At 52.4% G+C, this 16580-nt stretch carries 17 protein-coding genes; 14 read left to right on the forward strand and 3 right to left on the reverse strand.

Features of this window, described 5'->3' with window-relative positions; all coding sequences use genetic code 11:
- Positions 1-1295: 1295 nt before the first annotated feature.
- From ACJ8QF_RS24650 to ACJ8QF_RS24670, 5 genes are all read left to right on the forward strand, one after another.
- Positions 1296-2954: a Wzy polymerase domain-containing protein gene (locus ACJ8QF_RS24650; RefSeq protein ID WP_442537981.1), complete on the forward strand. Its 1659-nt coding sequence runs from the start codon at positions 1296-1298 to the stop codon at positions 2952-2954.
- A gap of 71 nt (positions 2955-3025) precedes the next feature.
- Entirely contained in the window at positions 3026-3583 is a 558-nt protein-coding gene (locus ACJ8QF_RS24655) for a LuxR family transcriptional regulator (RefSeq protein ID WP_442537982.1), read from the forward strand.
- A gap of 69 nt (positions 3584-3652) precedes the next feature.
- On the forward strand, positions 3653-3823 hold the full coding sequence (locus ACJ8QF_RS24660) for a hypothetical protein (protein WP_442537983.1): 171 nt from the start codon (positions 3653-3655) through the stop codon (positions 3821-3823).
- Between the two features lie 661 nt (positions 3824-4484).
- Positions 4485-5264 carry an alpha/beta hydrolase gene (locus ACJ8QF_RS24665; protein ID WP_004930264.1) on the forward strand — a complete coding sequence of 260 codons (780 nt, stop codon included), beginning with the start codon at positions 4485-4487 and terminating at the stop codon, positions 5262-5264.
- 456 nt (positions 5265-5720) lie between these two features.
- On the forward strand, positions 5721-5939 hold the full coding sequence (locus ACJ8QF_RS24670; protein ID WP_015376761.1) for a TM2 domain-containing protein: 219 nt from the start codon (positions 5721-5723) through the stop codon (positions 5937-5939).
- Positions 5940-5989: 50 nt separating this feature from the next.
- On the opposite strand, the gene ACJ8QF_RS24675 is transcribed toward ACJ8QF_RS24670, so the two are convergent.
- Both ACJ8QF_RS24675 and ACJ8QF_RS24680 read right to left on the reverse strand, forming a co-directional pair.
- Positions 5990-6523 carry a hypothetical protein gene (locus tag ACJ8QF_RS24675; protein WP_019454290.1) on the reverse strand — a complete coding sequence of 178 codons (534 nt, stop codon included), beginning with the start codon at positions 6521-6523 and terminating at the stop codon, positions 5990-5992.
- A 447-nt stretch (positions 6524-6970) separates the two neighbouring features.
- Entirely contained in the window at positions 6971-7891 is a 921-nt protein-coding gene (locus ACJ8QF_RS24680; RefSeq protein WP_004930268.1) for a LysR substrate-binding domain-containing protein, read from the reverse strand.
- Positions 7892-8006: 115 nt separating this feature from the next.
- Between ACJ8QF_RS24680 and ACJ8QF_RS24685 the strand changes: the two genes are divergently transcribed.
- Together ACJ8QF_RS24685 and ACJ8QF_RS24690 are read left to right on the forward strand one after the other, a co-directional pair.
- Positions 8007-8729 carry an isochorismatase family protein gene (locus ACJ8QF_RS24685; RefSeq protein ID WP_004930270.1) on the forward strand — a complete coding sequence of 241 codons (723 nt, stop codon included), beginning with the start codon at positions 8007-8009 and terminating at the stop codon, positions 8727-8729.
- An 87-nt stretch (positions 8730-8816) separates the two neighbouring features.
- On the forward strand, positions 8817-9914 hold the full coding sequence (locus ACJ8QF_RS24690) for a hypothetical protein (RefSeq protein WP_275095475.1): 1098 nt from the start codon (positions 8817-8819) through the stop codon (positions 9912-9914).
- A 60-nt stretch (positions 9915-9974) separates the two neighbouring features.
- Here the strand turns inward: ACJ8QF_RS24690 and ACJ8QF_RS24695 are convergent, their stop codons facing one another.
- A complete protein-coding gene (locus ACJ8QF_RS24695) occupies positions 9975-10943 on the reverse strand; it encodes a helix-turn-helix domain-containing protein (protein ID WP_004930273.1) in 969 nt (322 codons plus the stop codon).
- Positions 10944-11388: 445 nt separating this feature from the next.
- On the opposite strand from ACJ8QF_RS24695, the gene ACJ8QF_RS24700 reads away from it, so the two are divergent.
- From ACJ8QF_RS24700 to pqqD, 7 genes are all read left to right on the forward strand, one after another.
- Positions 11389-11847 (forward strand): helix-turn-helix domain-containing protein, encoded by a 459-nt coding sequence (locus ACJ8QF_RS24700; protein ID WP_154871253.1) that lies wholly within the window; start codon positions 11389-11391, stop codon positions 11845-11847.
- A 472-nt stretch (positions 11848-12319) separates the two neighbouring features.
- On the forward strand, positions 12320-12943 hold the full coding sequence (ycaC, locus tag ACJ8QF_RS24705; protein ID WP_015376766.1) for an isochorismate family cysteine hydrolase YcaC: 624 nt from the start codon (positions 12320-12322) through the stop codon (positions 12941-12943).
- 165 nt (positions 12944-13108) lie between these two features.
- Positions 13109-14533 (forward strand): glucose/sorbosone family PQQ-dependent dehydrogenase, encoded by a 1425-nt coding sequence (locus tag ACJ8QF_RS24710; RefSeq protein ID WP_004930281.1) that lies wholly within the window; start codon positions 13109-13111, stop codon positions 14531-14533.
- Between the two features lie 104 nt (positions 14534-14637).
- On the forward strand, positions 14638-14715 hold the full coding sequence (gene pqqA / locus ACJ8QF_RS24715) for a pyrroloquinoline quinone precursor peptide PqqA (RefSeq protein WP_004930284.1): 78 nt from the start codon (positions 14638-14640) through the stop codon (positions 14713-14715).
- 58 nt (positions 14716-14773) lie between these two features.
- Positions 14774-15685, forward strand: a complete 912-nt coding sequence (pqqB, locus tag ACJ8QF_RS24720) for a pyrroloquinoline quinone biosynthesis protein PqqB (protein WP_442537984.1) — start codon at positions 14774-14776, stop codon at positions 15683-15685.
- Positions 15686-15694: 9 nt separating this feature from the next.
- Positions 15695-16450, forward strand: a complete 756-nt coding sequence (pqqC, locus tag ACJ8QF_RS24725) for a pyrroloquinoline-quinone synthase PqqC (protein ID WP_442537985.1) — start codon at positions 15695-15697, stop codon at positions 16448-16450.
- A partial coding sequence (gene pqqD / locus ACJ8QF_RS24730) for a pyrroloquinoline quinone biosynthesis peptide chaperone PqqD (RefSeq protein WP_442537987.1) occupies positions 16450-16580 on the forward strand: 131 nt, incomplete at its 3' end. The genes pqqC and pqqD, both read left to right, overlap by 1 nt.

Genomic DNA, 16580 nt, shown 5'->3' on the forward strand with positions numbered 1-16580 from the left:
GATGGGAGTAGACGAGGGTATTGCATTACCCCAATTGTGGACTCCTTATGGCACTCTGGTCGCAGACTCTGTCGCAAACTCCGGATCTGCGCATTGTGTGAAACCAACTGACCCGACGCTTCCGTGCACCGTGGGTCCCGTGGCTGACCTGGAGCACGGCGAAGTGGAACCTTCCTCGGTGAGCGACATCTCTGTGACGACCACCGTTGATTGCGGTCAACGGCCCCTCATCGATATAGTCGGCGGGCCTGATCTCCCTTTAACCTCTGGGGTCAGCGCACACGTCCGAGCGACCATGCCGTCCCCGGGGACCCTTCGCGTCGAATCACGGTTGACCTCTGTCAGTGCGACACCAGGATTCTACAGCGGGACTAAAATACTCGTCGTATCGCCGAATTAGACCGCCCGGGGTAAAACCTCACTCAACGTGCTATCTCCGGGGACCCTGTCCGCACTCGCTTTCGCGACCAAGGCATGCGAGAAAGGTACGTGCGGTCGCGTCACTCTGGGCGTCCGCCTCTGGCGCTGCTATACGGGTCGGGCCGTTGTGGGGCACGCACGGAAACTAAGTTGGATGGTCTCATCTTGCCGCGCGTGCCACCTCCCAGGTTATCCCAACCCGGCAATAGACAGTCGCGTGCCGGCGAACACCCGTTCGTTGGGATATGACGCTTACGGCCGTCCTGCTGTAGCTGCCTGCAAACTTCCGGCTGATTATAACGGGGTTGGGCCACGCTATCCTCTAGCACGCATTGCATGGTGCAAACCGACACCTGCAACTGAATAACAACGGATGCCGTGTGGTTAAATATCAACTGTGTACGGGTCAAAATAGGCGAAACAAAAACGGGGCCAATGATGTGGGGGAGGAGGGGGAGCCAAATGACTGTATTGGCCAACATCAGGCCGCCTGAGCTACGCGTCGTTGTATTTTGCATGAGGGCGGAACTCACGGGCACTAATAGCTCGTTGATGGTTCATGCGAAGCGTGAAATTGATTTTGGTGTTATCGCTCGGATACTGTACCAAGGGTTGAACGCCGGTCATGCCTTTGGGATAAACATATAAAATCGGCGCTCAGCCTGACTGTTTCCAAACCGAGCTTAGCGCGCAGGATGTGTTAAAGAAAGGTCGTGGCTGCTAAAAGCCTGGCTGTACGCTAATTATAGTTGAGTTTTATGCTTGGCCGACACGCTCATCGTTTAAATGGCACCATTGGTAACGCCATCTAGGTTTTTTCTAAAATTTCTAGGTTTTTTATGCTATTCGAACGTATTTTTTTCTTATGTGTTTTTTTGGTTATTATTCCGCTGGCTGTCTATATCCCCAACCCCGGCGGTATTGGGCTGGCATTGCCGTTTAATCTGTTGTTCTATGGTGGCGCAGCTTTATTATTGTTCGTTTGCTGGCGGGTAACACCGCAGTGCCGGGTGGTGATAACGCCGACCTGCCGCGCAATAATAACCGCTTGCCTGCTGTTGCTGTTGCCGGTGATATTTACCCGGCCGGAATGGCAAAGTGCCGCCTTATGGCGGCTGGCTGGCTTATTTGCCGGGGCGGTGTTTTATTTCACCTGGCTGCAGGTACGTATGACGGCTCGCCAGCGCCATGCGGTGCTGTATTTGATTTTATCAGCGGCGGTGGTGCAGGTGCTGGTAGTGGTGTTGCAGCTGTTTGCGCCACAGCTTTCCCAATTCTGGGTGCCCGCCAACGGTGGGCGCGCTCTTGGCATTTTTCAGCAGCCCAACGTTACCGCCAGCTTAATCGCGACCGGAGCCACGCTGGCGTTGGCGGCGTTTGTGCTACCGGGGTTCCAGCTGCTGAATCCATGTACAGAACGCTGGCGCCGCCGTGCGCTGGCGGTGGCGCTGGTGCTGCTGCCGATGGTGCTGGTGTGGCTGCAATCTCGCACCGGCTGGCTGGCGGGTGTTTTGGTGCTGGGGCTGTTTGCCCTGTGTTTTTTCCGCCGTTATTCGCAGGCCGTCACCATGGCTTCCGTACTGGTTGTTGGTGGCGTCATCGTTGCGGCACTGGTGTTGTGGTTGGCGGGCGATATGGGCTATGCCAGCCACGCCGGCTCCAATCAGGCGCGCTACGCGATGCTGAGTTCTACGTTGGCGATGATTGCCGAGAAACCATTGCTTGGCTGGGGGTACGGCGGCTTCGAATACAGCTTTCAGCACTTTCGCCTGGCGCAAGGTTTATCTACTCAGGGCGTGGGGATTGCCCGGCACCCGCATAACGAGCTGTTGCTGTGGTGGGTTGAGGGCGGGATTGTCGCTCTGCTGGGCATGCTGCTGCTGGTGTGGGCGGGGCTGGAATTGGTTGCGCGCGCCCACTGGCGCGACAAGCGGACTTTCGCCTGCGGCAAAGCCACTTCCGGCGAAGCGTTGGCGCTGTGCATTGCTCTGCTGCCGATAGTGTTGCACTGCCAAACGGAATACCCTTTCTACCTTTCTGCGCTGCATTGGTTGGTGTTTTTGATGCTGCTGGCGATGCTCGATCGCTTGGTCAGCCCGCGTTTGGGTAAAGGTGAAAAGCTGACGCGGTGGAAATACCCGATGCTGGCACTGTCGCTGGTGGGGCTGTGGGTGATGGCGACCGGGTTTTACAGCGGGTGGGTGCTGACGCAGGCGGAACGCAGCGGGTTGCAGGAGATACGGCAGGTGGAGGCCTTGCCGGGCTGGGCCAGTTGGATACATGACGATCGCCTGCAGTTTGATCGCCAACTGGCCGGTTTGCTGGCCTTCAACCGTTCGAACGATGAGCAGCGGCTGGAAAGCTATGCGCAGTGGGCTCAAGCATATTTGAATCGCCGTATAGACAAGAACGTTTATGCGAACCTGCTGGTTATCTTGTACCGGCAGCAACAATACGTGCGTGCGGACGAATTAAGACGCGAGGCGGCGCTATTATTTCCCTTTGATAGACGTTTTGAGCGGCGCGGTTTCTAAACGGTGAAGTGTTTAATAAACACCATTCCACATTCTAGTGCTGTATTTTACTGATTAGCGTATTAATCGATATGAAAAAGATCTTTTTGCTCAGTCAATGTCAGTATATGTATCTGGCATTAAAGACTGTTTTTGAGAATAAAGCCGACTATACAATAGAGCATCTCAGTTCTGGTTATAAAGTTGATAAGGAGTGTGCCAATGCAACTATTTTGATTCATGTAACAGATGAGAATTATTCCGAGTTGTTGGTGTTAATGAGAAGTAGGCAGTTTTTCTGGTTAAGAAAAGCAATATTCATTACGCAGAGGCGTCTGGCGGCACTCATGAATTATTTATCAATGAAAACACTGAGGTTTATTGATGAGAGCGCAAGCGTTGAGGTATTTGAACGAGAAATTTTCGAGGGGAGCGGGTCGGAGTCTGATGCTGCAAAAGGTGATCTGTTATCGCAAGCTGAATATACCGTGTTGCGGTTCGCCGCATCAGGAATGAGTTTAACAGCAATCGCTTTCAGAACCCGAAAAAGTATAAAAACAATCAGCAGTCAAAAGATCAGTGGTTTGAGGAAACTGGGGTTAGAGAATACGCCTCACTCACTGCTTAATCTGTTTAATTTATTTTACTAAAAATTTAATTATGAGCGATTGCTGCATAGGCGGCATCTCGCATCATTTGATATGAGAGAGGTTACTATTATGTTAAGACATCAATGGGTGGCGCAAAAAGCGCGTGAAATGGCATTGCACTATGTTGTTCATGCCGGAGTGGTGTATTCACCGGACGTGTTTATAAAAAAAGTGCGCGAAATGGAGGGGGTGTTTAGCCGTATTTTACTCGCAGAACAGGAGGGAAAACCTAATTCTTAACGTGCGCGTGGGAGCGCTTCTCATTGGTGGATGCCTGCGGCGTTCGTCGGCAGTATTTTTCAGCGTTCAAAATCGATGTTGGAGCGCTTATAGCGTTGGGTAAAAATCATAACGGTATTTGTTACCAAACCTGCTCGGATCTGGGTTGTTAACTCTAAGGTGAACAGCGATGTGCAGTGATATGATAGCTGATAACGTGGTAATTAATTGAAATTAAAGTGTAAATTAAGGATTGTGAACAGGGTGTACAGTTTTCCCGGCAATCTTTTTTGCGACGATGCCTGGCTCGCTGCGCCGTTTGCAATCTAAAAGGTGGGTTCACCCTGTGTTTGATGTGTATATCTATAGGTATAGAGGTTATATGTGTATCTTTAAATTCATTTAAAATCATAGTTATAATGTTTTACTGTTGTTCCTATTATCGGCACCACCTCACTTTTTAACTTTCCCTTTCGTACACACCGTCACCGACTCTGCCGCAACGCTAAAGCCTATTAATCTGGTGCATGATGCAATACTTGGGCTTGTGTGCCATAAACCGCACAACACACAAACGTCGTAAACGAGAATATGCGTTGCTACGTTGGGACCTCACCGTCTTTTTCTTCTCTGAGAATAAAGGCATTGACGCGATTAATTCATTTAAACAAGTGAGGTTGTTATGTGTGAAGATTTAATTTCAAGAACGAAGTGTTTTGTCTTTAATGGTCAAAGATACAGAGTCTTTATCTCTCACCGCAGGGGGATTGGTGGTAATTTGAACCCGCTGTATCTTTTGGATGCTAACTCCCAGTTTTCGGTCGTGACGGAACGTAACAACAGAAAACGCGATGGGGATATTCTTTATATCGGCATTGGCTATCAAGACGGAGTGGATATCTTGAAGGCAAGAACCCGTGATTATACGGTTCCCTCAGGAGAGAAAGAGTTTGCGGAGGGGGGCGGAGCGGCAGCGTTTTATCAATTTATTGCCGCATGCGTTAAACCATGGATCGAAGCGCATTATCCTGTCAACGTAGACCAGCAAACGCTGGCAGGCCACTCGCACGGTGGTCATTTTGTGTTGTATACCCTGTTTAATCATCCTGATGCATTTCAAAATTATTTAGCGGCCAGCCCATCCATTTGGTGGGGCAATGGGGCGTTGATTCCTGACGGCAAGTTAACCATTGATGAGCATGTCAATCAGGTCACGCTGATGGTGGGAGAGTATGAAGAAAAACTTCATCCCCAAAGTAATGAAACAGAGAAAATGCAGATCCTTAGAATGAACGCCACGCCTAAGCTGCGAGCCAGAAATCTGGCGGAGAAGTTGATCGGTAATGAACAGCGCTGTAGCTTTGTTTTTTGCACCGGGCGGCGCCATCCCGGCGTTATTAAGGATTATGCACAGGTGGCAAACCTGATCGCTGGGCATCGTCCCCAATATGACGGGCTTTAGAATAGACATCGCGTTATTCAAGATCGATTTTATTGCTGTTAGTCCGGGCTGACGCTGCGAATCCTTTCAATGCGAGTCACGTAGATTGCCAGTGGGAAGTCACCAGGGAAAATAAAATAGTCGACAGGGATCTGGCCCCCTAAGAGGCAACACGCTTAGCGCGGCGTCAACGGCTGGCGTGATAGTCATGAATGTATGCGAATTATTTACTTTAAAAACAAAAAGATATTAAAGTATTGGGCCTTCGCCGCAGGAATATTCCTTCTCTTGCCGTACGTCTTTTGCTTGCCTTTCCCCGGTTAAACAACCGTTTAATTAATCACTGTTATAATTACCTCTGTTGAGCCTTGATGGGTGAATGTTTTCCTCCTCAAGCATTGCGATGCGGCGCTCAGTGGCGCGGCATCCGTTTTTGGACATGCCGGTGGTTCGGTGAGAAGTAAGGAGAAGTGCACTATGAGCAGAAAAGACAAGCTCGCGGCGGCCCTGCTGGCCATCTTCCTGGGTGGGCTGGGCATTCACAAGTTTTACTTAGGGATGAAGTGGTGGGGGCTGTTCTACCTGCTGTTCTGCTGGACGGGGATCCCGGCGATTGTCGGCTTTATTGAAGGCATTATTTATCTGTTCCAATCGGAAGAGAAATTCAACCAGAAATACAATCCTGGTCTGATTTAAGGCTTTTCTGGCGGCGCTTCCTGTTAAGGGAAGCGCCGTTTTTCATTCCGTTACTGTTTCTTCATCATCATCTTGCCGCGCATCTCTTTGCTCATCATTTTATTCGAGCTGGAGATGACGCAGTTATATTGCTTGCCTTGATTAATGATCATAAAGGTGCTGACCGGATCTTTAAAATTCTTGTCGATGGTGAAATAAATATATGCCTGTGGCAGCGCCGCCGGTTTAAAGGCGCCGAAGGCATATACATCTGCCAGGCCCAGTGCGGAGAGATCGACCGTCAGCTCCATCGGTTTCATGGAATCAGGCGATGGGAACATCGACTTGGCCGACATCATCATGGTGCTGCTGTTGATGGTGTAATCGGTTTTGACCTTCATGCCCATATATTTCGATTCCGGCATGGAAAGTTCTTTTTTGCAGGCGGCGTCATGCTGCGGCGCCGGGCTGCCATTTTCCATCACGGCGTGCACGTGTTCCAGCATCACCGCAGCGCTGCCGGTGGTAGGCTGCGCATCGGCCGCGTAAGCCACGCCGCTGAAGGCGGCCACAGAGGTAAGGATAATGCCTGTAACGATTTTCATTGTCGCTCTCCGGAATGCTAATAATGATATTAATTGCGGTGTGTAGCCTATTGGCTTGATAAAACGCAAAGTTACCCCGTTCCATGGAGATAAAGCCTCCTCGGAATATTGTCGATAAAATATTTCCTCGCCCGTTAAAAAGCGGACTTTTTTAATTGCTGCCAGTGTCTTTGCTTGTGTCCAACTGCATATAAATAGTATGTCTAAACATAGTCAATGTTTGGAATATGCACAAATTATTGCAGTTTTTTTCTTTGTTTGTGCTTTTTGTTTTTAGGTTGAGTGAAATATCCCATTGCGATACAGAGGGTTGTGTTTTTAACGTGAATTATTATGTGAAGCGTTATTTATGTGAGCGGTATGGTCACATAAATGATGCGGCAAGTGATTATATATTGTCAGGCTTATTATTGACGTTATTAAAGAATAACGCGGCGAGAGCCGCGTTTATCGATCGTTCAATAACGGCGGTATTTCCTGGTAAAAAAAGTCGATCAGCGCTTTTACCGCTGGCGGTACCCCGCGGCGCGAGGGATAAAGCAGTACCAGCTCGCCGTTTTGCGGATGCCACCCGCGCAGCACCTCTTGCAAATCGCCACGCGCAAGCGCCTGGCGGCAGGCGTAATAGGGAATGCCGCAGATGCCTTGCCCATCAAGGGCGGCGCGCAGGATCACCTGCAAATTATCGCTGCTTAAGCGGGGTGAGAAGGGCACGGTGACCACGGCGTTTTGCGGCCCGTAGAGCCGCCAGCTCGGTGCCCCCTGTTGTGGCGGGTAAAGCAAGCAGGGCAGGTCGCTCAGCTGTTGTGGTGTTGACGGCGCGCCGTGTCGCGCCAGCCATGCCGGGCTGGCGGCCAACAGCCATTTGGCGGTGCCGAGTCGCCGCTGGATAAGCCCTGCGGCCTCGTTGGCGATGCCAAGCCCGCGGACAGTGAAGTCCAATCCTTCCTCCAACAGATCTATCCGCCGGGCGGTGACGTGCGTTTCTACGTTCACTTTGGGAAAGCGCGCCATAAATGCCGGCAGGAGCGGAGCGATCACTTCGTCCGCCAACAGCGGCGACGCGCTGAAGCGCACGGTGCCGTTCGGTTCCGCCAGCGTGCGCAGCGCCGTCTGCTGCGCCTGATGCGCTTGCTGCATCATGGCGACGCAGTGCAGATAGACCTCGCGGCCCACCTCGGTGAGCTGAATACGCCGCGAGGTTCTTTGCAGCAACCGCAGGTTGAGTTGGCGTTCCAACTGCGCCACCTGGCGGCTCAGGCGAGAGGTCGGGATGCCCAGCGCTGTGCCAGCAGCGGTAAAACCTTTGTGCTCAACCACCTGAGTGAAAAAATACATGGCGTTGAGATCGAGTGGAAACACCTTCATCACACACTCCATCATGATCATTTTTGCAATGATAGCTTCTATTATCGCCTATTTAACCCTGATCGATGCGGTTTTATCCTGCAGGCACACCATTGTTGAAACGAGGATAAACATCATGAAAAACCTTTACCGCACTTTGGCTCTGGCCATCGCCATGGCCGGGGCGGCGCAACCGGCCTTCGCGGCGCCGGCAGCGCCACAGCCGCATACTCAGGCACAGCCGGCGTCCGGCCCTTTGCAGCTGTTGGATCGCCACAACTCGGTGCTGCTGTTGGTTGACCATCAGATCGGTCTGATCACCGGCGTGCGCGACATGGAGAGCGCAACGCTGAAACATAACGTCGTGGCGCTCGCCAAGGCGGCCCAGGTGATGGGCATTCCGGTGATCGTGACCTCGACCGGCGCCAACGGTCCTTTCGGGCCGATCATTCCGGAACTTAAGGCTGCGTTGCCGGGGGTGAACATTATCGATCGCCACAGCGTCAACGCCTGGGACGACGCGAACGTGCGCAAAGCGGTTGAGGCCACCGGCCGCAAAAAGATCGTGATCGCCGGCGTATCGCTGGAAGTGTGCGCCGGCTTCCCGGCGATCACGGCCAAAGCGGCAGGATACGACACCTATGTGGTGATCGACGCTTCCGGCACGTTCAATCAGTCCAAGCATGAGGCGGGCATGGCGCGGCTGGTACAGGCCGGGGTGATACCGACGGATTACGGCACGGTGGGCGTGGAATGGTTGGGAGATAACGGCGATGCCAAAGCCGGCGAGCTGTACGGCGCGCTGGATATGCCGGCCACGACGCTGGTGAATCAGCTGTTCCAGGCCAAAGGCAAATAGAGCCTGGAGTGATAGCGATATTTTTTTCAATCCTTCCAACCGCCTGCGCTAGAATCAGGCGGTTTTCTCTTGGAAAAGGATATCGCCATGGCCGCCTGGACCCTTTTGATCGTCGGTTGGGTGTTGATTTGGCAGGATCACCCGATTGTCGGCGTGCTGTGCATCGCGCTGTTTGCCGTGCTGCAATGGGCGAAGTATGCCGCCAAAGGCGCGCAAGACCCCGAAGAGGCGGCAGAGTGGCGCAAGACCGACTGGCGTTCGCAGCCGATTGAAATGGCGCACGCCGGTGACTGTGACCGTCAGATAGGCGGCGTGGGGGAGTTGGGCATGGGCGGCCCCAGTTTTTGGACGCTGCTGCTGCGCGACGGGGCGATGGTGCATGGCGCCTGTGCCGAGCCGCAGGACGTGGACGGCGGCAGGTTGCGCCTGATCCCGACCCGCAGCCGCGAGGGAGAGGGGCTGACGGTGTACGAGCCTGCCGCCCGGGTGATGTACGCGCTGCCTGCGCTGACCGATCGTGATCAGGGAGCCTTGGCCGCCGGTTCCGCCGAGGCGCTGGCGCGGCTGCGGGCGAAGTGTCGGCAGGTGGAGGCCACGCCGTTGCGGCAGGTGCGCGGACTGTGGGTGCCGCAGTGGATAGAGGAACCGGCGGATCGTCTGGAGATCACCTTGCCCAGCGGCCGCGCGCTGGCGGCGCGTTTGATGTTGCCGCCCGATCTGCGCTATGCAGACGATCCCGCCGCGCTGCTGCACGCACCGCCTTATGCGTTGTGGCTGGATAACCGGCCGACCGATCGCTTTGTGTGCGATCTCGAACGCGTGGCGGAATCCCCGGCGGGTGATGCCTTCAGCGTCGGCGGTTGCCAGTTCCGCGGCGAGCATATCGTGGATGGCCTGTACCACCTCTATTTCGCCGGCGAGTGGTTCTGCCTGCTTTCTTATGCGCACAAACCTGCAGGTGGGTGTGGTTCAGACACCACCTTTTTCGTTGAACGGGTCGAGCCGCAAGACGGCGGCGTGTTCGTGATTGAATGGGATGCCTACAGCGTGGGGCCCGACGGGCGTGAGCCGCGCGTGCCGGCCCCGCCGGTCTTGGTTATCGCGGTGAGCTGGCAGGAAGCGCCGCTGCAGCTGCCCACGGCCAATAACCGCGTGACCGTGCGCCTGCCCAACGCTACGGCGTAATGCAACATGGTGAGCTCGCCGGCCTGCAAGGCGCGCGTTAATGCTCACATTTTGATTCGCTTAAGGGCGTTTCTTCCTGATCTTGCCGGGAGACTCGCCAAAATAGGTTTTACACACGCGATTGAAGTGTGAAACATCGACAAAGCCTGCCCGTTTGGCGATATCTGCGATGGAGAGTTCGTCAAATTCTTCGGTATTGAGCATACGTAATGCGGAGTTGGCGCGGTAGTTGATTAACGCCTGGCCGAAACTGGTGCCTTGATTGGCCATCACGCGGTGTAATGTTCTGGTTGAAATGCCGACCTCTCGTGCAATATCCGTTGCGGTCAGAACTAAATTCATGTGTCTTTGATGCAGACTTTCCACGATTTTCTGATAATTTCTATCGCGGCTAAATTTGCGGGACAAAGCATCTTCGCTAACCAAATCGTGATAGAGCAGCGAGAGCAGCATGCCGATTTGATCCAATATCATTGGCGGTTGAAAGTCGATTGTGCTCAGATAAGGCGGAGAAATCTGTTCCAGATAGGCGGCTAATACTTTCCCCCAGCCTGAAAGTTCGCTCAGGTTTTGTTCGATCATTTTTTCGGGATTGGCGACCCAGGTGTTGAGCCATTCAGCAGGCAACGCCAGCGTGCGATTAAGGAAACCCTCCGGCAAAAGTGAAATATATTCCTTACGCGTATCGAGCAAGATTGCGCTTCCCGCAGGCACGGTGATCTCTTGGCCGTATCGATTGATAAATCGCCATGTGGCGCCGGCATACACGAGGTGGTATTCGTCGCTGGCGCTACGTAGAATATTCTTTCTGTCGCGCTGTGAGCGTTTGGCTGAACCATTAATGTCAGTAATGGAGAATTGTCCGGCCTTGAGCGTTGACAGATGGCACCAGAAGCGGGAGTGATCGTCGATGGTGGTTGTAACGCTGATCAGGCTTTGTTTCAGCAGGCGATCAAATTCACTCAGCCGCTCTTCTGCAAGCATGCCGGCAGTTGACCAGTTAAATAAGGAGGACTTGTCCTTTCGCATTGCACCGCTCTCCATTTTACGTTGTCCGTTAACGTTTATTTTTCTCACATTGCCTAAAAAATGACTGCCTGACTGGGAATGTTCCTATTGTCTTTTATTAAAGTTGCAGCCCTTTTCCTCTGTGCCGTAAGTCATCATCCTATAATGATAAGAGATAGGTTCCGTCTTAAGATGTAAATATCATAAATTATAGTTGATTGCATCGCTTGAACGGGGATTTATCAGATGATGTTTCTGATGTCATTAAATTCTCTTATGTAATACAAAGGGGATTGTTTTAAGGGGCTTAAGTAAACCGCCGTGATGATAATTATTTCAACCGGAATTTGCTTTGGATGCCACTCAATTGGCTGTGAGTGACAGGTTGCGGGGTAATTTGACAGCACATTCTTTTTCTGCCATTGGTTATTTGTGCAATGAAGTTAATTAAATGAGGAGGGAGAAGATGTCTGACGAATTTAACGGAAAGATCAGCGAGCGCGTCGTTCGAGAAATTATTATTTGGATTGATAATAACTTAGGTGAGGATTTGAGTATTGATGCCATATCCAGAAAGTCAGGTTATTCTAAATGGCATCTGCAGCGAGTGTTTAAAATGCGAGCCGGTATCAATCTGGGCGGTTATGTCAGGGAGAGAAGGGCGCTCTTTGCGTACTATGCTTTGACGGAAACAGATATACCAATAATTGATATTGCTTTTATGTTAGGCTTCAATAGTCAACAGGCATTTAGCCGAGTGATTGATAAAACATTCACGCTTTCACCCGGTGTTATTCGTCGGCTAAGCAGAAACGGCACGGTTTCTTTTCCGGCATTGATTAATAACAGCTATTGTTCAACGACCTCCATGAATCCCGCCATGCGGGTCTCTGTCATGGAGGGAATGCGTAAATTATTAATATAGTTAAATTCTAATTTTAATTGGCGTCTGGTGATTGCCCCTTTTACTTTTGATGCCTTGTCACTTTGAGCAAAAAAAATGGCACGTTTAACCCTATTAAAAAGGACGCTCTCCATTAGACTGAAAACAGTGGAATGCACATGGCGATCATGGAAAGGTAAAAATTTGATTTTTAAATACTTTTTTCAATTTTTACCGGGTTTTAAGAGCTGATAGCCCCCCTGGTTATATAAGAAAACGTTGATTTTTTTTAAGATTTTTTCACAAGACAAGCCAATTTTTTTTCAGGGGGGAGGTAAATGATTGATGGAGTGGCTCATTTAATCAGCCTTTTGTTAATATTCCGATTTTGTGCCTTCAATTTGCTTCTCTGCTGAAAGAGACTAAAATTTATTCTATGCTTTGTCATCTTTCAGCTGGTCTTGGCGCTGTAGTTCTATACCCGGTCCGTTCGGTCCATTTAAAGGAGTGAGATATGTCAAAGAAATATGTTCGCCTTGATAAAAATGATGCCGCTGTGCTATTGGTCGACCATCAAACGGGGTTGCTTTCTCTCGTTCGTGATATCGATCCCGATAAATTTAAAAATAATGTCCTGGCTGTGGCTAATTTAGCAAAGTATTTCAAGCTGCCTACGGTGTTAACAACCAGTTTTGAAGTTGGCCCGAACGGCCCGTTAGTACCGGAGCTAAAAGAGATCCATCCTGATGCTCCGTTTATTCCTCGCCCTGGGAATATCAACGCTTGGGATAATGAAGATTTTGTTAAAGCCGTCAAAGCTACCGGTAAAAAGCAATTGATTATCGCCGGGGTCGTTACGGAGGTTTGCGTCGCATTCCCTGCGCTGTCGGCGCTGGAAGAAGGCTTTGATGTATTCGTCGTGACTGATGCATCAGGCACCTTCAATGAACTTACGCGTGACTCCGCATGGGACAGAATGTCTCAGGCTGGCGCGCAGTTAATGACCTGGTTTGGCGTTGCCTGTGAATTGCACCGTGATTGGCGTAATGATATTGAAGGATTGGGCGCGCTGTTCTCAGCACATATCCCAGATTACAGAAATCTGATTACCAGCTTTAATAAAATGAGCGAGAAGTAATCTTCTAACGCTCTTTTTTGCATATATTTGGCATGATGCATGTGTTGCGTTGCATCATGCTAGTGTTTTTTCCCTTATCGCAGAGCTCTGTGATTGAGCTTAAATCGACAGGCCTTTTTTCTTTATATTCATCCATAAAAGTTTCTGGGCATAGGATGGGAAATTATGAATAACAAATTCAGTGTGATGTTCAACGCGATTGCCATATCTCTGATGACCTGCGGTATGGCCTATGCGGCGGATGCTTCTCACTCGCCGAAAGGGGAACAAGCGGTTGTTCAAACGGCAGAACCTTTCAAGGCCCATGTTTTAATTAATGGGCTTGATGCGCCCTGGGACATGATTTGGGGGCCGGATGGCGACCTCTGGGTGACGGAGCGCAAGGCTGCGTCAATCGTTCGTATCAACCCGCAAACGGGTGAAAAGCAGGTGGCGATCAAGATTGACGGCGTGCATGTCGGGCCGCAGCATGAAGGGGTATTGGGGCTGGCGCTGTCCCCGAACTTCATGAAGCCGGGAGGGGATAACTATGTCTACGCCTCCTATACCTATATGAATGGCAATGACGAGCACGCAAAAATCGTCCGTTTCGAGTATGACGAGAAAACCAAAAAACTGGGGAATGAGAAAGAAATTCTGGCGGGTTTCCCGGCAGGCAACGATCATAACGGCGGGCGCCTGCGTTTTGGGCCTGACGGCAAGTTGTATTACACGATCGGCGAGCAGGGCCACAACCAGGGTGCCAATTTCTGCAAGAAAATTGACGCTCAGCGAATCCCGACCGAAGCCGAGCTGGCTAAAAAAGATTATTCCTCTTACGCCGGTAAAGTCATTCGCTTAAATGTCGACGGCACTGTTCCAAGTGATAATCCGGTGATTCACGGGATAAAAAGCCATCTTTTCACCTACGGTCACCGTAATCCGCAAGGTCTCGTTTTCGTCGGCAATACGCTGTACGCCACAGAACAAGGGCCTTCATCCGACGATGAGTTGAATATCCTCGAAGCCGGCGGCAACTATGGCTGGCCTCATGTCGCAGGCTATCGCGACGATCAAGCATATGTTTACGCGAACTACTCCGAGGCTAAAAATTGCCCGTCTCTGCAATGGGATCCGAACCATATCCCGGCGGGCGTACCGATCCAGAAAGAGACCGAATGGAGCGCACCTGATTTCAAAGCGCCGTTGAAAACCTTCTTTACCGTAAGAGAAGGGTTTACTTATAACAACGCCAGTTGTCAGGGCGATTCATCCTATATGTGTTGGCCGACAATCGCGCCTTCCAGCATTGCGTATTATCCTGAGAATGGCGTGATAAAAGCTTGGCGCAACTCGGTTATTATCACTTCCATGAAAATGGGGGCATTGTACCGAGTGCCGTTAAATGCGGATAAGAAGGATGTGCAGGGGGATGTGATTAAATATTTCCACACCGCGAATCGTTACCGTACGGTGTTGGTGAGCCCTGATACGCGGAAAATCTATGTAGCGACAGATAATTTTGGCAACGTTATGGATGAAACCAACCATCCTACGCACGATCACAGCAACCCCGGTTCGATTCTGGTCTTTGAATATACCGGGCAGTAGTAGTGAATAAGGGAGATATCTGATGATATCTCCCTGACTTGAGCCGGAATAGAACGGATTTTTTGGCTTAGCTGCCGTTACTTTACATAAAGAGGGTAAACATCATGCTGTTATGGCAAAAACCTGAGTTTGTTGACCTGCGTCTGGGGCTGGAAGTGACGCTGTACATTTCCAACCGTTAATCGCCCGTCTGCCCGCCTTTCGCGCGGGCATTTCTTTCCTTCTTTTTCTGGTTCAGACATGCAGATAAAAGTTCTCGGCTCGGCGGCGGGCGGCGGCTTTCCCCAGTGGAATTGCAACTGCGACAACTGCCGCGGCGTTCGCGACCACAGCATCAACGCCACGCGCCGCACGCAGTCTTCCATCGCCGTCAGCGATGACGGTAAAAACTGGGTACTGTGCAACGTTTCACCGGACATTTGCCATCAGCTGCTGGTCTCGCCCGAATTGAACAATCCCGACGTGCTGCGCGGCACCGGCATCGGCGCGATCGTGCTGACCGACAGCCAGATCGATCACTGCGCGGGCTTGCTCAATCTGCGTGAGGGCTGCCCGCATCAGGTTTGGTGCACCCCTGAAGTGCATGACGATCTCAGCACCGGCTTCCCGGTGTTTCCCATGCTCTCCCACTGGAACGGCGGGTTGATTCACCACCCGGTAACGCCCGGTGAACCTTTTCACACGGCGGTCTGCCCGAACGTACGCTTTACCGCCATTCCATTGCTCAGCAACGCGCCGCCCTATTCGCCGTACCGCGATCGCCCGCTGCCGGGCCACAATGTGGCGCTGTTCATCGAAGATATCGCGCGCGGGGTCGGCCTGCTGTATGCGCCGGGCCTCGGTGAACCGGACGAAGCACTGATGCCCTGGCTGCGCCGGGCGGATTGCCTGCTGATCGACGGCACGCTGTGGCGCGACAATGAGCTGGCCAACGCCGGCGTGGGGCGCAACACCGGCAAGGACATGGGGCACCTGGCGCTGGCGGAAGAGCACGGGCTGGCGGCCCTGCTCAGCACCTTGCCCGCCAAACGTAAGATCCTGATCCACATTAACAATACCAACCCGATCCTCAATGAAGACTCGGCAGAGCGGCAAAGTCTGACCGCCGCCGGCATCGAAGTGAGCTGGGACGGCATGAACATCGAACTGTAGGGAATCGCCATGACGCACCCACGCCCCCTGACGCCGCAGGAATTTGAAGCGGCGCTGCGCGCCAAAGGCGCTTATTACCACATCCACCACCCGTATCACATCGCAATGCACAACGGCGAAGCGACGCGTGAGCAGATCCAGGGCTGGGTGGCCAACCGCTTCTACTACCAGACCAGCATTCCGATCAAGGATGCGGCGATCATGGCCAACTGTCCGCAGCCGGAAACCCGCCGTAAATGGGTGCAGCGCATCCTGGATCACGACGGCTACGGCGGCAGCGAAGGCGGCATCGAGGCCTGGCTGCGCCTCGGCGAGGCCGTCGGGTTGCAGCGCGACACCCTGCTTTCTGAACAGCTGGTGCTGCCCGGCGTGCGCTTTGCGGTGGACGCCTACGTCAACTTCGCGCGCCGCGCCTGCTGGCAGGAAGCCGCCTGCAGCTCGCTGACCGAACTGTTCGCGCCGCAGATCCACCAGTCGCGCCTCGACAGCTGGCCGCAACACTACCCGTGGATCGACGCCGCCGGTTACGACTATTTCCGCAGCCGCCTCGGCCAGGCCAACCGCGACGTGGAACACGGCCTGGCGCTGGCGCTGGACTATTGCGACACCGTAGAAAAGCAGCAGCGCATGCTGGAGATCCTGCAGTTCAAGCTGGACATTCTGTGGAGCATGCTGGACGCCATGAGCATGGCCTATACCCTGAACCGCCCGCCTTATCACAGCGTGACCACCGCGCGGGTATGGCACAATCAGAGGCTGGTGTAATGACGCTGAATCCTGAACACACCCCCGTCTTCCGCCGCGGCTACCGCCTGCAATGGGAGCCGGTGCAAAACAGCCACGTGATCCTCTACCCGGAAGGCATGGCCAAACTGAACGACAGCGCCGCCGCCAT

This window comes from Serratia sp. CY81684 (genome assembly GCF_052166595.1).
GTDB lineage: Bacteria > Pseudomonadota > Gammaproteobacteria > Enterobacterales > Enterobacteriaceae > Serratia > Serratia nematodiphila.

Bases quoted from the DNA above. Each gene is read 5' to 3' on its own strand.
- ACJ8QF_RS24655 (WP_442537982.1), top strand. From the start codon at position 3,026: ATGAAAAAGATCTTTTTGCTCAGTCAATGTCAGTATATGTATCTGGCA.
- ACJ8QF_RS24660 (WP_442537983.1), top strand. From the start codon at position 3,653: ATGTTAAGACATCAATGGGTGGCGCAAAAAGCGCGTGAAATGGCATTG.
- ACJ8QF_RS24665 (WP_004930264.1), top strand. From the start codon at position 4,485: ATGTGTGAAGATTTAATTTCAAGAACGAAGTGTTTTGTCTTTAATGGT.
- ACJ8QF_RS24670 (WP_015376761.1), top strand. From the start codon at position 5,721: ATGAGCAGAAAAGACAAGCTCGCGGCGGCCCTGCTGGCCATCTTCCTG.
- ACJ8QF_RS24675 (WP_019454290.1), bottom strand. From the start codon at position 6,523: ATGAAAATCGTTACAGGCATTATCCTTACCTCTGTGGCCGCCTTCAGC.
- ACJ8QF_RS24680 (WP_004930268.1), bottom strand. From the start codon at position 7,891: ATGAAGGTGTTTCCACTCGATCTCAACGCCATGTATTTTTTCACTCAG.
- ACJ8QF_RS24685 (WP_004930270.1), top strand. From the start codon at position 8,007: ATGAAAAACCTTTACCGCACTTTGGCTCTGGCCATCGCCATGGCCGGG.
- ACJ8QF_RS24690 (WP_275095475.1), top strand. From the start codon at position 8,817: ATGGCCGCCTGGACCCTTTTGATCGTCGGTTGGGTGTTGATTTGGCAG.
- ACJ8QF_RS24695 (WP_004930273.1), bottom strand. From the start codon at position 10,943: ATGCGAAAGGACAAGTCCTCCTTATTTAACTGGTCAACTGCCGGCATG.
- ACJ8QF_RS24700 (WP_154871253.1), top strand. From the start codon at position 11,389: ATGTCTGACGAATTTAACGGAAAGATCAGCGAGCGCGTCGTTCGAGAA.
- ycaC (WP_015376766.1), top strand. From the start codon at position 12,320: ATGTCAAAGAAATATGTTCGCCTTGATAAAAATGATGCCGCTGTGCTA.
- ACJ8QF_RS24710 (WP_004930281.1), top strand. From the start codon at position 13,109: ATGAATAACAAATTCAGTGTGATGTTCAACGCGATTGCCATATCTCTG.
- pqqA (WP_004930284.1), top strand. From the start codon at position 14,638: ATGCTGTTATGGCAAAAACCTGAGTTTGTTGACCTGCGTCTGGGGCTG.
- pqqB (WP_442537984.1), top strand. From the start codon at position 14,774: ATGCAGATAAAAGTTCTCGGCTCGGCGGCGGGCGGCGGCTTTCCCCAG.
- pqqC (WP_442537985.1), top strand. From the start codon at position 15,695: ATGACGCACCCACGCCCCCTGACGCCGCAGGAATTTGAAGCGGCGCTG.